General features: G+C 71.1%; 13 protein-coding genes and 2 tRNA genes. 9 read left to right on the top strand and 6 right to left on the bottom strand.

The features are described 5' to 3' along the window. The first annotated feature begins 28 nt into the window (after nucleotides 1–28). On the top strand, nucleotides 29–748 hold the full coding sequence (locus AB0O28_RS33850) for an SDR family oxidoreductase (protein ID WP_363646645.1): 720 nt from the start codon (nucleotides 29–31) through the stop codon (nucleotides 746–748). Nucleotides 749–757: 9 nt separating this feature from the next. Continuing rightward, nucleotides 758–1,078 (top strand): cytochrome P450, encoded by a 321-nt coding sequence (locus AB0O28_RS33845; RefSeq protein WP_363646664.1) that lies wholly within the window; start codon nucleotides 758–760, stop codon nucleotides 1,076–1,078. Nucleotides 1,079–1,084: 6 nt separating this feature from the next. Here AB0O28_RS33845 and AB0O28_RS33840 read toward each other — a convergent pair whose 3' ends face one another. From AB0O28_RS33840 to AB0O28_RS33825, 4 genes are all read right to left on the bottom strand, one after another. After that, complete coding sequence (locus AB0O28_RS33840) at nucleotides 1,085–2,041, bottom strand: DUF2332 domain-containing protein (protein ID WP_363646644.1); 957 nt, start codon at nucleotides 2,039–2,041, stop codon at nucleotides 1,085–1,087. A 77-nt stretch (nucleotides 2,042–2,118) separates the two neighbouring features. Continuing rightward, entirely contained in the window at nucleotides 2,119–2,769 is a 651-nt protein-coding gene (locus tag AB0O28_RS33835) for an RloB family protein (protein ID WP_363646643.1), read from the bottom strand. Continuing rightward, complete coding sequence (locus AB0O28_RS33830) at nucleotides 2,753–4,060, bottom strand: ATP-binding protein (RefSeq protein WP_363646642.1); 1,308 nt, start codon at nucleotides 4,058–4,060, stop codon at nucleotides 2,753–2,755. Before AB0O28_RS33830 ends, AB0O28_RS33835 begins: the two co-directional genes overlap by 17 nt. A 156-nt stretch (nucleotides 4,061–4,216) precedes the next feature. Continuing rightward, a complete protein-coding gene (locus tag AB0O28_RS33825) occupies nucleotides 4,217–4,720 on the bottom strand; it encodes a GNAT family N-acetyltransferase (RefSeq protein ID WP_363646641.1) in 504 nt (167 codons plus the stop codon). Between the two features lie 100 nt (nucleotides 4,721–4,820). On the opposite strand from AB0O28_RS33825, the gene AB0O28_RS33820 reads away from it, so the two are divergent. The 7 genes from AB0O28_RS33820 to AB0O28_RS33790 all read left to right on the top strand — a co-directional run bounded on the left by AB0O28_RS33820 (nucleotide 4,821) and on the right by AB0O28_RS33790 (nucleotide 14,122). After that, entirely contained in the window at nucleotides 4,821–6,233 is a 1,413-nt protein-coding gene (locus AB0O28_RS33820) for a hypothetical protein (protein WP_363646640.1), read from the top strand. Between the two features lie 43 nt (nucleotides 6,234–6,276). Beyond that, nucleotides 6,277–6,352, top strand: a tRNA-Lys gene (locus AB0O28_RS33815). Nucleotides 6,353–6,364: 12 nt separating this feature from the next. Further along, nucleotides 6,365–6,437, top strand: a tRNA-Gln gene (locus AB0O28_RS33810). A gap of 29 nt (nucleotides 6,438–6,466) precedes the next feature. After that, on the top strand, nucleotides 6,467–7,951 hold the full coding sequence (locus AB0O28_RS33805; protein ID WP_363646639.1) for a hypothetical protein: 1,485 nt from the start codon (nucleotides 6,467–6,469) through the stop codon (nucleotides 7,949–7,951). 45 nt (nucleotides 7,952–7,996) lie between these two features. Then, nucleotides 7,997–9,604, top strand: a complete 1,608-nt coding sequence (locus tag AB0O28_RS33800) for an SMI1/KNR4 family protein (RefSeq protein ID WP_363646638.1) — start codon at nucleotides 7,997–7,999, stop codon at nucleotides 9,602–9,604. Nucleotides 9,605–9,709: 105 nt separating this feature from the next. Continuing rightward, nucleotides 9,710–12,772, top strand: a complete 3,063-nt coding sequence (locus AB0O28_RS33795; protein WP_363646637.1) for an AAA domain-containing protein — start codon at nucleotides 9,710–9,712, stop codon at nucleotides 12,770–12,772. A gap of 102 nt (nucleotides 12,773–12,874) precedes the next feature. Continuing rightward, complete coding sequence (locus AB0O28_RS33790) at nucleotides 12,875–14,122, top strand: endonuclease Q family protein (RefSeq protein WP_363646636.1); 1,248 nt, start codon at nucleotides 12,875–12,877, stop codon at nucleotides 14,120–14,122. Nucleotides 14,123–14,174: 52 nt separating this feature from the next. Here the strand turns inward: AB0O28_RS33790 and AB0O28_RS33785 are convergent, their stop codons facing one another. Continuing rightward, a complete protein-coding gene (locus AB0O28_RS33785; protein WP_363646635.1) occupies nucleotides 14,175–14,816 on the bottom strand; it encodes a hypothetical protein in 642 nt (213 codons plus the stop codon). Further along, nucleotides 14,765–15,373: a hypothetical protein gene (locus tag AB0O28_RS33780; RefSeq protein ID WP_363646634.1), complete on the bottom strand. Its 609-nt coding sequence runs from the start codon at nucleotides 15,371–15,373 to the stop codon at nucleotides 14,765–14,767. The genes AB0O28_RS33785 and AB0O28_RS33780 overlap by 52 nt, the downstream gene beginning before the upstream one ends. Between the last annotated feature and the right edge of the window lie 32 nt (nucleotides 15,374–15,405).

Raw genomic sequence — 15,405 nt, 5'->3', positions numbered from 1 at the left:
ATTCTGATTCTGTTGAAAGGTCACCACCATGAAGCTTCACGGGCAGCGCGTCGTCGTCCTCGGCGGCACCTCGGGCATCGGACTGGCCACGGCACGCGCCGCGGCCGAGGAGGGGGCCGAGGTCCTCGTGGTCTCCAGCACTTCGGCGGGCGTCGACCGCGCCCTGGCGGCACTGCCGGCCGGCGCCCAGGGCCGGGTCGCCGACCTCTCCCGGACCGAACGCGTCCGCTCCCTGTTCGAGGACATCGGCGAGATCCACCACCTCGTCTACACGGCGGGCGAACCGCTGGAGCTGACCCCTCTCGCGACGCTCGACCCCGAGCAGGCGAAGTCGTTCTTCACCGTGCGCTTCTTCGGCGCGCTCGCGGCCGTGCGGGCGGCGGCCCCGCACCTGCGCCCGGGCGGCTCGGTGACGTTGACCACCGGGATCGCCAAGGACCGGCCGGGCCCCGGCTGGGCGGTCGCGGCCGCGGTCTGCGGCGCGATGGAGTCCCTCACCAGGGCGCTCGCCGTCGAACTCGCCCCGATCCGGGTCAACGCGATCTCACCCGGCGTGGTGCGCTCCCCGCTGTGGGGCCGGATGGACGAGGCCGACCGCGAGCGGATGTACCGGGAGACCGCCGCCGCCGTCCCCACCGGCCGCGTCGGCGAGACCGACGAGGTCGCCCAGGCCTACCTGTTCGCCATGACACAGCCGTTCGCCACCGGCACCGTGATCACGGTCGCCGGAGGCGCCATCTTGGTCTGAGTACCTTGCCTGATCCTCGGTGACGCTGCGGGCACCGACCTGCCCGAAGGCGCCACCGTCCTGGTCGCGTACGGCTCCGCCAACAGGGACGAGGCCAGGCACGACCGGCCGGGCGACTTCGACGTCACCCGGCGCGCCCGGCGCCACCTCGCCTTCGGGCACGGCGTGCACTCCTGTCCGGGGGCTCAGCTCGCCCGCGAACAGGTGCGGATCACCCTGGAGATCCTGACCCGGCGGCTGCCCGGGCTGCGGCTCGCGGCGGACCGGCCGGTCGTCATGGCCCCCACGCTCATCCACAGGGGGCCGGAGGAGCTGTGGCTCACCTGGTGAGACTCCTCAGGCGAGCCAGTCGAGCCACTCGCCGTGCGGCCCGGCCATCGCGAGCGGTTCCCCGTCGAGCGCGGGCAGGAACGCCAGCCGCCCGTCCGGCAGCTCGGCCTTCAGCTTCGCGAGCAGTGCGGGCAGCCGGGGCGAGCCCTCGTTGGAGATCCACCGCACGGGGAGGCCGTCTACGAGCGCGACGAAGCGGTCCCGCGCCTCGGCGTCCAGGTAGGGCATGACCGCGCTGTGGAAGACCACGGTCGTCGCCCCCGCGGGCGCGGCGGCGACAAGACCGGGCAGGGCCGCCAGGGCGTCCCCGCGCACCAGGCGCGGCGGGTCGCGCCTCGCCATCCGCACCGCTCCGCGCAGCCGCATGAGCCGGTTCTCCTGCTCCGGCCACACCAGGCACTCCAGCCAGCGCACCGCCTCGTCGTCGCGTACGTCGACGGGGTCGAGATCCAGCCCGGCCCGCCACACGACCTCGGGCAGGCGCTCCGGCACCGGCACCTTGCCGTTCGTCCGGCAGGTGAGCAGGACCGGGCTTTCGGCCGGCCCGATCTCGGGCCCGTCGTCGTAGCGGTAGCGGTAGCGGTCCGGACAAAGGCACAGGCCCGCCGACGCCCCCACCTCGATCAGGGCCAGCGGCTGCGGCAGCGCCGCCAGCACCGGCAGCAGGCTCGCGCACCGGCCCGCCTCGTTGGTCTGCGTCCGCCGGGCGAGCATCGTCTCCCGCACCTCGGCCCAGTGGCTCACGGTCCACTCCCGGAACCGGCCGAACTCGTCGTACGGCCCGCCGAGGAAACGCACCGCCGCCAGCAGCAGGTTCGGCTGCCGCTTCGGCTCCGGCAGGCCGTCGATCAGTTCGAGCAGCCCGGGGTCGGCGGCGATCCCGAGGGCCAGCGACTCGTACGCCGGGCTGTGCCCTCTGACCTCCCGCTCCGCGAAGTACCGATACCACTCCGCCGTCTCCATGCCCGCCTCCCCGAGAAACGCCGCAGCCCCCATCGAATCAGCCCGAATTCAAAGACACCCCGCAGGATGTTCGGCTGTTATTGCCGTATTCCCCCTTTCCCGGACTGGGCTATCCCGGTCACCAAGAGCCACACGTTCGTCGAGGGATTGCGTCCCTTGCGGTTGGGGGCCGTATGGTCAGGATCGGCCATTTGCGCACGGCGTTCGGCGCGTAGATGGTCATGGTACGGAAAAGCCGCAGGGAGATGCTTGTCGTAGTTCGGCAGCTGCGCCGCGAGCTTACGCTGGATATCTCTGGTGGCGAGGGCGGCCAGGCAGTCCTGGAAGTGCCACAGCAACCAGATCTCGAAGCAGGGACGGGAGATCAACAACTTGACTCCGTTGGCATGCGCCGCCCGGATCGCCTCGTCCAGAGATGCGTGGTCGTCGACGTCGACCACCGCCCACGTCTCGTCGTAGGCGAGGAAGGCGTCCCGCTGCCGCCGTGCGTCGCTGCGAGCCTTGTCACGACGCCGAATCGCCTCTTTGACCACACTGAGCGGATCCTTCCCGCAGCCGTCGACGTCGCAGCGCCCAACGTCCACAGGGATCGCCTTGAAGTGATCTTTGACTCCGTTGAAGTACTGCACCTCGGTGACGACTCCCTCGCAGATGACGAGGATGCGTTTCTTTGGATGTCTCCGGGCCGAAGGCCGTTCCAGGCGCGGGGGGCTACGCCGAGGGCTCATCCAGATCGGGTTCCATTCCTCGGAAGATTTCGCGAATCTTGTCGAAATTTAGGTATGGCACAGCACCATAGCGCCCCTGGAGGTAGCCGCGCTCGATGTTCTCATCGCTCCTCGGCCGGAAATCGGCAAGTGGGAAAAGGGTGGTGGCACCGCTTGTGTCCTTCTCGGTGAACCAGACCTCGTCCCGGTTGAGGATCTCGTCGTCGAGCATGGTGCCGAGCAGAGTCGTGTCGTGGGACGCGAAGAGCAACTGCGCGCCGTTCCGATTGATCTCGGGGTCCTTGAACATCCGAATCAGGGTCGAACCGAGCACGGGATGCAGGCTGGAGTCGATCTCGTCCACAACCAGCACGTGGCCGGCCAGAAGTGTCACCAAGGTGTAGCCGAGCATCGACAGCCAGACGCGGGTGCCCGCGCTCTCTTCTCTGATGTTCAGGGTGACGTCCGTCCCGGCCCGATGCAGGCGTATCTCTTTCTCGAACTGCTCCTCGCCAGGGAAATTGACGCCACTCTCCATCGCAACTTCCCGCACACGCCGGAAACTCGCCAGCATATTGGGCGGGATCTCGCTAGGCACCACCTCGGCCGACTCCAGGCCGAGATCGGCCAGCCGCAGGAGTTCGTTGACGTCCCTGGCCGCCCGAGGGTGCTCGAGAAGTTTCATGGTTACCGAGAGCCGGGCCTGCTCATCGAGGTCGTCCTGCTCGGCGAAGTGGATATTCTTCACCAGCGTCTCGTAAAGAGCACCCAGCAACGGGTGGTTGTTGGAAGCCGCCGAGGAGAGGTAAAGGGCGTTGCCTCTGGTGAGCTTCGCGATCCGAGCGGTCTCCCCGCCCAGGGAGCGGCCGAATCTGTAATCCTCGGGCCCGTTCCGTTCGAACAACGTCCTGGGCCGGCCGGCCGGAAAGGAGTACAGCCACTCGCCGCGGATGTTCTCGTCGTCGACCTCGAAGCCGTACGAATAACGCACTCCCTCGGTGAGGAAGTCGATTTCATAGAAGGAAGGAATCTCCCGGCCGGCCCCGTCGAGCAGGAACGGGCGTCGCGGCGCCCCTCCGCCCGGCGCCCACTTGGTGTGCGAGCTCTTCACCGCCCAAGTCATCCACCGTAGAGCGTCCAGCACGTTGGATTTTCCCGACGCGTTCGCCCCGTAGATCCCCGTCACGGCCACGGCTCTGGGAATATCAGCGCCCCGCGGCTTCGGCTCCCCCCGCCTCGGCACGGCAACGAACGACAACGTCTGCTCGTTGCGCAACGACCGGTGGTTGGCCATCCGGAAGCGTAGGAGCACGACCGATCACCTCTTCGTAGGAGCGCAAGAACCATACAGTTTGGAGGCTCACTACGGAGAGATTCCCCAAAAAGGTCACTTCAATTGCGATCAAAGCGCCGGTCCGCTGGTCACGCCGCATTCCGGCGGCCACTCCCTGACGGGCCACGCCGGCTCTCAGGCCGGTCGGTCCCAGGCCCACAGGCGCTCGCCGTCCTCGACGTGGTCGGTGGGCAGCAGGCCGATCCGGCGGGCCACCTTCATGGACGCCTCGTGCCCCGGGTGGATGTTGGCCTCGATGCGGGCGACGCCGCGTGCACGCAGCCATCCGGCCAGGGCCGCCGCGGCCTCGGAGGCGTACCCACGGCCCTGCCAGGGGGTCCCCACGACCCACGCGACCTCGGCCCTCCGCCCCTCGTCCGTCACGGTCGCCTGGACATAGCCGAGCGCCCGCCCGTCCGTGTCGCGGCGGATGATCCAGTTGAGCCACTCCTGCCGTCCGTCCGGGGACCGGCCGGTCTCCAGCCTGGCGTAACGGGCGCGTAGTTCGGGCACCGTCGGCGCGGCCCCGCCGATGAAGGCGTACAGCTCCTCTCCCGCCAGCACCTCCGCCATCTCGTCCGCGTCCTGCACGGTCAGTGGCCGCAACGTGAGCCGGTCCGCCGCGATGGTGTCGTGCATGCGCCGAAGTCTCCCCCGTCCGCGGGCCGTACGCCCAGCGGTTTTCCATGCGCGGATAACCGATCGCTTCCCGGCGGGCACTGTGGACATCATGGCGGGCATGAAGCACCGCAAGGCTTCCGAGCGCTCCCGCGAGGAGGCACTGGCCGAGCTGCACGGCTCGCTGGACCGCCGCTACCGGCCCGAGGACGTCGCCGAGCTGGTCCTCCGGGCGCTGGCAGGACGGCTGTCGGGCCGCGAGGGCAACGTACTCGCCCGTGCCGCGCGGCACTCCTCGCGCGGCGCCGCGTGGTTCACCTCGATGTCGAGCGACTACGCTCGTCCCGTGGGCGGAGCGCGCCAGGTGGCGGTGGCTGCCCGGCTGTTCGACGGACCGGCGGAGGTCGACCCCGACGACCCCCGGTCCCTGCTGGAGTACGCGAGCGCGGTCGGGCACTCGATCGGATGGACACCCGGCCGAAGTGACTTCCTGGCCGACCGGCTCAACCGCGAGGCCCGGGAGGCCGCCGGGATGGACCTGTCGAAGCGCCAGTACAACCGCAGGTTCCGGATGCTGCGCCGCATCGCCGCGAAGGCGGGCACGCTTGAGACCGAGCAGGACAAGCGACGGCTGCTGCTGATCGGCGTCACCGGCTTCGGCGCGGACATTTCGCTGGAGAGGTTCGTCGCGGACCCGGACGCCGCCTGCTTCGTGGCGTACTACACCGCACGCCGCAAGCTGCGCCGCGAGTTCAGCCTTTCGGGGCGGGACAATCCCTTCGACGAGATCGCTGAGGTCCTTCTCAACCGATGCGGGGACGACGCGGACTGGTGGCTGATCGCGCAGGTCCGGCCCACACCCGATGTTCTGGGCCGTCTCGACGACGGAGAGCGCGGACGGTTGCTCGGTCAGTGGTCGGCGGTCATGCGGCACGCCGCCCGGCTGCTGGGCGACCGGTGGCGGCCGGCCACGAACCGGGCGACGATGGTCGTCCGGCCCGGCGACGACTCCAGCACGTGGAACTCCCTGGCGGGGGCCTACAACGCGGCCCGCGCCGGGTGGCTCGCGTGCCTCGCCTCCCTGAACGCGCTTGAGCTGCTGGACGCGTCCTGTCCGGGAAAGGCGATGCGGCTGATGGCCGCGGACCTGACGGCCTGGCACCGCTCGACAGGCGGCGACGTCGATCCCGCCACCCGGGTCTGGGCCGCTCTGCCGCCGCCTTGGGAGGTGCTGGACCGCACGGCGTCCTGCACCCGAGCGGACGTCGAGGCGGCCTGCCGTACGGCGAGGCTGGACCCGGAGAAGTCGGGCTGGACCGCGCCCGCGCCCAAGCGCCGTGTCGCGGTGTTCCGGCCGACGCCCGAACTGGTGCACGGGGTCGCCGTCGCCGATCCGGTGTGGGCGGCTCTGCTGCGCCGGGCCGGGGTGTTCAGCGGCCGTCCCGTCAGGCCGGACATGGCTCCGGACGCCCTGCACGGACTCCAGAACGGCGTCGTTATCGGCGACCTGCCCTCCGCCGTGGAGACGGATTAATCCGTGGCGTGGCCGGGGACGGTCGAGCAGACTGGACCCCGGCCCCGCCGTAGTTCAGGGGTAGAACGCCCGGCTCTTCATCCGGGTGGGCGCCGGTTCGAGCCCGGCCGGCGGTGCCATGATGGAGCGTCCTCGTCGTAGCTCAGCGGTAGAGCGCCCGGCTCTGGGACCGGGTGGGCGCCGGTTCGAGCCCGGCCGGCGAGGACCTCCACAGCCTGGACCATGGTGAGGTGATGGATTCCCTCGAGACGCTCGTCGCCAGGGCCGCGCCGGGCCATCGGTACGTGCTGTGGGACCTGTGGAAGGGCCTGTTCCCGGCGGCGGCCGATCGCGAGCACGCCGAACGCGCTCTCGACGCCCTCGCGGCGGCCCCACCCTGGCTGTGGCTCGAGCTCGATCTCGCGCGGCGTGCGATGTGGTACTCGGCGCCCACGGTCGCTCCAGTGCCTGAGCCGCGCGGCCTGTGGCGCCTCCGCCGCAGGCCCCCCGCACCGGACACCCCGCTCGCGGTGCTGGCCGCGGCCTGCGCTCACGACGGTCACGAGCGGGAGCGCGCCGTCCGGCATCCCGCCATGCGTCACGACTCGCGGCTGCTGCCGATCCTGGCGATCCGGACCGCCGACTGGGTGCCCGAGGTGCGGTCGGCGGCTGCGGGCGCCCTGGAACAGGTGCTCGTGGAGCCCACCGCGACCGTCTTGGCGGCCGTCGCGCCGGTCGCCGTACGGCTCCGGAAACGGCGACGCGGCGAAGCGGCCGTCCGCATGCTGCGTGACGCGATCACGCGGGCGGGCGACGAGATCCTAACGAGCCTGCGCGGCAGCCCCGACATCCCCACGCGCCGGTTCGCCTACCGGGCCTGCCTCGACGCCGGTCGTCTGAGCGAGGCGGACCTGGTCCACGCGGCGCGACACGAGGAGGACATCGTCTGCCGAACGCTGTGCGCGGAGGCGGTCGCCGGGCTGGACCGCCCCGACCTGCTGCGGGGACTGCTGGCGAACCGGGCGGCCCGGGTGCGTGCCACCGCGCTGGCCGCCCTGGTGCGGCTCGGCGCGCCGGAACACGGGGAGCGGATGCTCGGCGACAACTCCCCGGTGGTGCGACTGACCGCGCAGTGGGCGGTCCGGCGCGCCGGCGGCGACCCCGCGGAGTTCTACCGGCGCCTGCTCGGCGAGCGACCGGGTCACGGGCTGCGGCGCCTGGTCGCCGGGCTGGGTGAGTGCGGCACTTCCGCCGACGCCCCGATCGTCCTGCCGTACCTGGCCGACGAAAACCCCCGCGTCCGGGCGGAGGCCGTACGCGCCACGGTCCGTCTGGGGGCGCGGATCGACCTCGCCGCGATGCTCGTCGATCCCGCGCCGGTCGTCGTCCGTCACGTCGCCGAGGCGCTGCGCGACAAGCCTCCGCCGGCCGACCGGTTGTGGCCGTTGCTCGGCGACGGCCGTCCCCCGCACGTACGACGGGCGGCCCGCCGGCTGCTCGCCGGGACGGGCACGTGGAACAGGCTCAAGACCGATTTGATCCTCCTGTCCGGATCGGACGAGCCACTCCGCGAACGGGCCCGGGTGGGCGTGGACGACTGGCTCGCCCGCTGGGCGGCCACCGCGTACGCGGAACCATCCGAGCCGCTCCGCCGCGAGCTTGCGGCGCTGGTCGAGCGGGCGTACGACGCGCTGGGTGAGCAGACCGCGCACCTGTTGCGCTGGCATCTGCGGTTATAGGCGATTTTCCCGGTACGAGAGTCACAAGATCGATAAAGTGCGCGGGTGATCGCACCCCGGTGGGCACGCGTCGCACGGCCCGCGCTCGTGGTCGCGCTTCTGGTGGCAGGGCTCGTCGGCGAGCCGGCCCTCGTGGTGCACACAGTGATGTGCTCCTCCATGTCCATGGGCGGCACGCTGTCACTGTCCTGCGGCGACCCCGAGTTCGAAGCCGAGATGAAAGCCAACGCGCTCACCGCGGAGGAGGCCAAAGCCGTCGGCTGCCCGCCGATCCAGTGGGAGGACGAGGAGAGCTCGGCCGGGCCCGACGAGGCGCAGGAGCCCGCCTTCGTGGGCGACGAGCCCACGTACACCCCGCGTCCGCTCGACCCAGGAATGACCACCCGGGTGAACCAGGCGTGGGATCGGATCGAACGCTGGCTGGGCGCGCACGCCTCGGCCACGCTGCGGCAGCTCAAGTTCGGCGCCGACCCGCAGGACCTGGCCCTGTGGGAGGCCACGAACGGCCGCCGCCTCCCCGACGACCTGTACGCCTCCTTCCTTCGGCATGACGGCGCCGACGGCAACCTGGGCGCGGGGTTCCGGCTCCCTCCGTCGTACGGCCTGCTCAGCTTGTTCGACATGGACGCCATCAACTGGGGCAACTGCGAGGACCTGGTGATAGAGGGCGACCGGGACGCGGCCGACCCCGAGCACGGGAGGTGGCACGGCAGCCTCCTGGCCATCGGCGGTGACGACCACGGGCGGACACTGTTCGTCGAGCCGCGTACGGGCCGGGTGGGCGAGGCCAGGTCGCGGGAGGAGCTGGAGTACGACGGCCCGATGGGCTGGCCGTCGCACGTCGCGATGCTGGAGGCACTGGCGGGCGCCCTGGAGCGGGGTGAGGCGCTGCGGGACTGGTATCCGGTCGTCACCGGGAGCTGCGAGCTGCGCTGGGCCGGGGAGCCCGCCCCTGCGCGGCCTGGTTGCGCCGGCGGCCCCCGGCCGTCCCCCAGCCCCACGCCCACCGTGGAACCGACCCCGGAGAAGCCGACGGCCGAGGAGCTGCGGGCCGGCGGGTGCCTGCCGCCCCGCCGTACGCCCCGGGTGCGTATGCCGGGCCCGCGCGTCACCGCCGAGGTGAACGCGGTGTGGCGGCGCGTCGAGCGGTGGCTGGCCCGCAAGGCGCCCGTCACGTTCAAACGGCTACGGCCTGCGGCCCGCCCGCTCGACATCGCCAGGTCGGAGGCGGCGATGGGCCTGCGCTTCCCCGACGATCTGCGGGCGTCGCTGCTGCGGCACGACGGCGCGGGCTCGTTGGGGTTCGGCCCCGCTCCGTTCTACGAGCTGATGTCCGCCAGGCACATCCGCAGCGAGTGGAAGATGCTCTGCGACATCGGCGGAGGCTCCGACGATTACTGGTGGCACGGCCGCCTGATCCCCTTCGCGTACGCCATCGACGGCGGGAACCTGTTCGTCGACACCCGTACGGGGAAGACCGGCGAGTTCTTCAACGAGGAGGGCCTCACCGTGGAGGGCGACGTCGTGTGGCCGTCCTACCTGGCGCTGCTGAAGGCGACCACGAGGTCGCTGGAGACCGGCAGGCCGATCCGCGGCTGGCGGCCGAAGGTCGCCAAGGGCGAGCTGGACTGGGAGAGCACCACGTCCCGGTGACGGCCCGCCTGACGCCGGGATGACGATTGGCCCTGCCCGCCGCGCGCCGCACGGGTATGTTCGAGATCTGCGCCGGCATCCTGCCCTGCTTCCTCCGGGAGATCGATGACAGGTTCGCGGAACGTGCCTTTTCCGGCCGATGAGCTGCTGCGAGCGGTGCGACTGGAGATCGCCGCCGAGCTGCGCAGCGAGGGCGACGGTGAAAAGGTGTCGTTGACATCCGGACAGAAAATTGCCGATACGGGCGAAACGCGGGAGTACCTCTTCCACAGCAAGCGGTGGAAGGACGCGTTCTCGGGAGCGAAGCTCCTCGTCCGGCTGTCACGCTCACGTGGCGTGTGGGCGAGGGCCGAGGCGACGCGGATGCCCGACGGCACGATAAAAGTCCGCACCGATGCGGACCTGGGCGGCCGGCCGGGCAACGCGCAGGTACGCCTCGACGACTCGGCCGGCTGGGAGAGCCTCGCCGATCGCCTGGCATCCGTGCGGGCGGGCGACGACGCGGTGAACCTCTCAACGGCGGGATGGATGGTCGGCATGGGCCGGCCCCGTCTCGACCGCTGCGCCACCCCGGAGCGCTTCATCCGCGGCTATCGGGAGCGTGCGCTGAACGCCGCACAGCGCCGCGCGATCGAGCAGGCGCTCGGCAGCGAGGTGACCTTCATCTGGGGTCCGCCGGGCACCGGTAAGACCGACGTGGTGGCCTCCATCGCCGAAGGCTGCTACCGGCAGGGCCTTCGGGTGCTCTTCGTCGCGCCCACGAAGGTGGCGGTGGACCAGGCGCTCGAGCGCGTCTGCGACCTGCTGTCGGGGGAGGAGAGCTTCGACGCCGGGCTCGTGCAGCGGGCGGGAGACATCGAACTCGCCTCTCTCGCCGCCAAATTCGGTGAGCACATCGATCCCAGGAGGATCGCACCCCGGCTGGCCGCCGAGCTGACCGCCCAGATCGCCGACGTACGCGAGCGGCTGGAGGCGGCGGTGCGCGACCTCGCCCTCTACGGAGAGGCGGAGGACGCGGAGCGTCACCTGCGTGACCTGCGCGCCCGGCTCGGCCAGGCGGCGGACGAGGTGACGTCCCTGGGAAACGAGATCCGCGAACGGCAGGCCGCCCTCGCCGGGATCGACCGGGAGACACGGGAGATCGGCACGCCGTCCGGACTGTTCGCGCGCAGGAAGCAGGCGAGGCTGGATCAGCTCGGCCAGGCCCGCTGGGAGCACGGCGACGCGCTGATCGTCCTCGACCGGCGCCTGCACGACGCCCTCACGACTCAGCGGCTCCACGCGGATGAGGTGAGCTCGGCGCAGTCCCGCGTGGAGAGTTTGCGTGAGCGGCTTCGCCGGGTTCCCGCGCGCGCCCCCCTTCAGCAGGCCGCGGACGCGCTGCGCGAGCGGCTGACGGCCCTCGAACAGGAACTCGGCAAGACCGCCGACCTCGTCCGGGCGAACTGCCGGGTGATGGGGGCCACCGTGGCCAGGGCGGTCCAGTCGCGCAGGCTCCTCGACGCGATCGACGTCGTGATCCTCGACGAGGCCGGCATGGTGAACACCCCGTCGGCCTGGTGGACCGCCGGCCTCGCCGGCCGCAGGGTCGTCGTCGCGGGCGACTTCCGGCAGCTGCCCGCGGTGACGAAGGCTTCCGGCGACCGTCAGGCCTCACCCGCGGATCGGGCGCATGCCGAGCTCTGGATGGACCGCGATCCCTTCTCCACGGCCGGTCTGCTGGACGCGGCGGGCACGGTCCGTCGGACCGACCCGCGCCTGGTGTGCCTCGACACCCAATACCGGATGCGTCCGGTGATCTGCGAATTGGTCAACGCGGTGGCCTATCCCGACGCGCCGCTGCGGACCGGCCGGAACGACCTCGGCCGGCTCCCCGCGTCCCCGCTGATCGACGCTCCGCTGGTCCTCGTCGACACGGCTCCACGCCGCCTGCCGCACGGCGGCGGCCGGACGGGCGGGCACAAGACCAACCCCGTGCACGAGGCCGTCATCCACGAGCTCGTCCGTGGCCTGCAGTACGACGAGGTCCTCCCGGCCAGGAAGTGGACGGGAGTGCCGGCCGGGACACGGCCGAGCGATCGGATGGCCGTCATCGCCCCGTACAGGGACCAGGTGAAGGCGCTCCGCGACAGCCTGACCTACCGATTCGGCCAGGAGTACGAGGGTCTGGTCGACACGGTTCACCGTTTCCAGGGCAGCCAGCGCCCGCTCGTGGTCATCGACACCGTCGCGGGGGCCGGGGACAGGGTCGGCTACTTCTACGAGCACACCGGGCTGGCCTCGTCGACCTGTCGCCTGCTCAACGTGGCGCTCAGCCGCGCCCAGGACCATCTCGTCGTCGTCGCCGACACCCGATTCCTCCACGAACGGCTCCCGCCCGGCAGCGAGGCGGCCCGCATGCTCGCGCACCTGGAACGGCACGCGCGTGCGCTGTCCGTGGACGATCTCGTCCCGTTCCGCTGCGCGGCCGACCTCGCCGGGCTCCCCGACGAGGAACTCGCGCGTCCGGCCTTCTTTCCCGCGGACGAGGTTCCCCGCGCGATCGAATGGGACGTGGCCCGCGCACAGGCCAGCATCGACGTCTACTGCGCCTTCCTCGACCCGGCTCCGGTGCGCAGATGGCTCCGTCATCTCGGCCCGCGGGCGCGGGCGGGCGTGCGGATCACCGTGCACACCCGCGACCAGTCCGACGACCCGCGCCGGGACGCCCTCGTCCGCGAGCTGGAGGCGGCGGGGTGCCGGGTCGCCGTCCGCGAGCGCATGCACGAGAAGGTGCTCATCGTCGACGACACGGTGTTGTGGCATGGGTCGCTCAACCTGCTGGCGAACGTCGGTCCCACCGACCTGATGATGCGGATCACCGATCCGGCCTCCTGCCGCCGCGTCCGGCACATCGTCGACCGCGCGCGGATGGAGCGTCCGGCGCGGGGCAGGCCTGACTGGACAAGGCCCCGCACGTCGCCGGACGACGGCGCCGAACCGGCCAGTGCGGCCGGTGCGGCCGACGGCAAGCTCTACATCAAGGTCCCGCGGGAGGAGAAGGACGAGTTCAAGCAGGCCGTACGGAACGCGGGCGGCACACCGGGCTGGGATCGGGAGCGGAAACTGTGGCACGTCGACGCCGACCTGCCGCGCGAGGCGATCGAGCGATGGCTGCCCGGCACGTGACGAGCGGCCCCTGTCGCGTCATCTTAGAGCAAGGGCACGTTTGGCCCTTCCCTGACCGGCAACCTGGTAGATCCAGAGTCAAGCCGATCGGGAGAGGTCACCGTGCGTTTCCACGCCGACCTGCACATGCACTCCAGGTACGCCTACGCGTGCAGCAAGAACAGCGACCTGGAGCAGCTGACCTGGTGGGCCCGGCGCAAGGGCGTCACGCTGATGGGCACCGGCGACTTCACCCATCCGGCCTGGCTGGACCGGCTGCGCACGGCTCTGGTGCCGGCCGAGCCGGGGCTGTTCCGGCTGCGCGACGACCTCGATCGCGACGTCGCCGCGGCGCTGCCGGACAGCGTGGCCGGCTCCCCCGTGCGGTACATGCTGTCGGTGGAGATCTCCACCGTCTACTCCAGCGGCGGCCGCTCCAGGAAGATCCACCATCTCGTCTACCTGCCCGGATTCGACCAGGCCGAGGAGTTCGACCGCGGCCTCGCGAAAGTCGCCGACCTTTCCGTGGACGGCCGGCCCACCGTGCGCATGAGCTCCCGTGACCTGCTGGAGGCCGTCCTGGCCTGCGGCGAGGGCGCCTACCTGGTGCCCGCGCACGTCTGGACGCCGTGGTTCGGCCTGCTCGGCTCGAAATCGGGGTTCGACGACCTCGAGGAGTGTTTCGGCGACCTCACCGGCCAGATCTTCGCGCTGGAGACCGGGCTGTCGGCCGATCCGGCCATGATGTGGCGGGTCTCCGGCCTCGACGGATATCGGCTGGTCAGCTACTCCGACGCGCACTCGCCGCCGATCGTCGGCCGTGAGACCACGGTGTTCGAGACCGAGCTCGACTACTTCGCGATCGAGCGCGCCCTGCGCACCGGCGCCGGCCTGTGCGGCACGACCGAGTTCTTTCCCGAGGCGGGCAAGTACCACGTCGACGGCCACCGCAAGTGCGGCGTGCGCCTCGATCCGGAGGAGACCCGCGAGCTCGGCGGGCTCTGCCCCGTGTGCGGCCGCACGCTCACGGTCGGCGTGCTCAGCAGGGTCGAGGACCTGGCCGACCGCCCGGGAGACGGCCCTCCCCGCCACGCGGCGGGCTTCCGCAACCTCGTCCCGTTGCCGGATATCGTGGCCGAAATCCTCGGCGTGGGGGCGAAGAGCAAGAAGGTGAGCACCGAGACCGACAGGCTCGTGGCCGCGCTCGGACCGGAGCTCGCGATCCTCGGCGACCTCCCTCTCGACGACATCGCCGCCCAGTCGCCGCGCCTCGCCGAGGCGGTCGGCCGTCTGCGCCGGGGAGAGGTGTCGAAGGACCCCGGCTACGACGGCGAGTTCGGCGTGATCCGCACCCTCGACCCGGCGGCCTAGCCCGGCCGTGGGCCGGACACGGCGTCCTCCGCAGGCTCCTCACACCACGGGGTCAGGCGGGGTCGCGGTCGTCGCGCCAGGTCGCCTCGGCGCACAGGACGCGCGCGGCCTCCACGGGCTCGGCGTCGCGAACCACATAGCGCGGGCTGAGGAGGCCGCCGATCTCCTCCACCCGCACGATGGTGACGATCGCGGTGACGAGGATCCTGCGCCGCAGGATGTCGCGAGCGAGGACCTCGCGGTGGCAGGTCATCTCGCCGTCCCTGACCGGCTTCCACGGGATCTCGGGCTCCCAGCGCCACATTCGGCAGGTCAAGCCGCGAACCGCCCCCGGCAGCGCCATCGGGTCGCCGTAGTAGACGTAGAAGGTCGGCCGCTGGTGGGGGTTCAGCTCCTCCGCGATCCGCTCGTCGTCCTCCAGCCGACGCAGGTGCTCGACCTGCTCGTGCTCCTCCCACTCGTCGAAACCCTTGGGAAGCCCGTCCGTCTCGGACTCCCGTGCGTACCGCCGGTCGACGAGGAGGTCCCGGTAGCGTCCCGGGCGGGTGCGCGACCACATGATCTCCGGGGTGATCTCGGCGCCGTCCTCGACGGGCACACCGTGGTCGCGCAGCCACTGGTGGACGGTGACGCCGTCCGTGCTCAGGAGCAGCGTCTCCTGGCGCCGCAGCCACTCCTCGAAAGTGGGCCGCATCTCGTTCGGCTGCGAGGCCGGCCACTGCGACGCCTCCGACAGGGGCACCGGCACCTCGACGGGCTCGGTCTGCCGGGTGACCTGCTCCATCCGCCTCGATTCGCTGTACGGAAACGCCCGCATGTGCCGGAGGGGGTCGAAGACATCACGAAGGGGCCAGAGAAGCGCAGCAGCCACCTCTCCACTCCGCGTACGGGCTCCTCGACGCCCTCCTCGAACGCCTCATACCAGCGCTCCTGAGCCTCCTCCAGGTCGCCTCCGCCCTTGCTGTACACCGCGACGGCGTACTCGAAGTACGGCGGGCCGATCAGGAAGTCATGACCCGTCCCTTCCGGCATGACCAGCGCGACGATCCCGGTCTCGGCCTCGAACGTCAGCCGGTCGGCCGTCTCCCAGGACTCGTCCGCGGGTGGCGGCTCGCCGTCCCAGGCCTCCAGGCGGACGGCGGCCCAGTGATCGCTTCCCGCGCTGTCGATGGAGACATCGGTGTCGTAGAGCCCGAAGGCGTCGTCCTCGACGTAGACCTCGTCGTCGATCGCCCGGATCATCCGCGCCATGCCGCCCCTTTTCGAAGATCGTTCGCTCGGTG

This window comes from Microbispora sp. NPDC088329, from assembly GCF_040685655.1.
Lineage (GTDB): Bacteria > Actinomycetota > Actinomycetes > Streptosporangiales > Streptosporangiaceae > Microbispora.
Note: the sequence above shows the minus strand (reverse complement) of the source record. Positions and strands in the feature narration are given on the sequence as shown.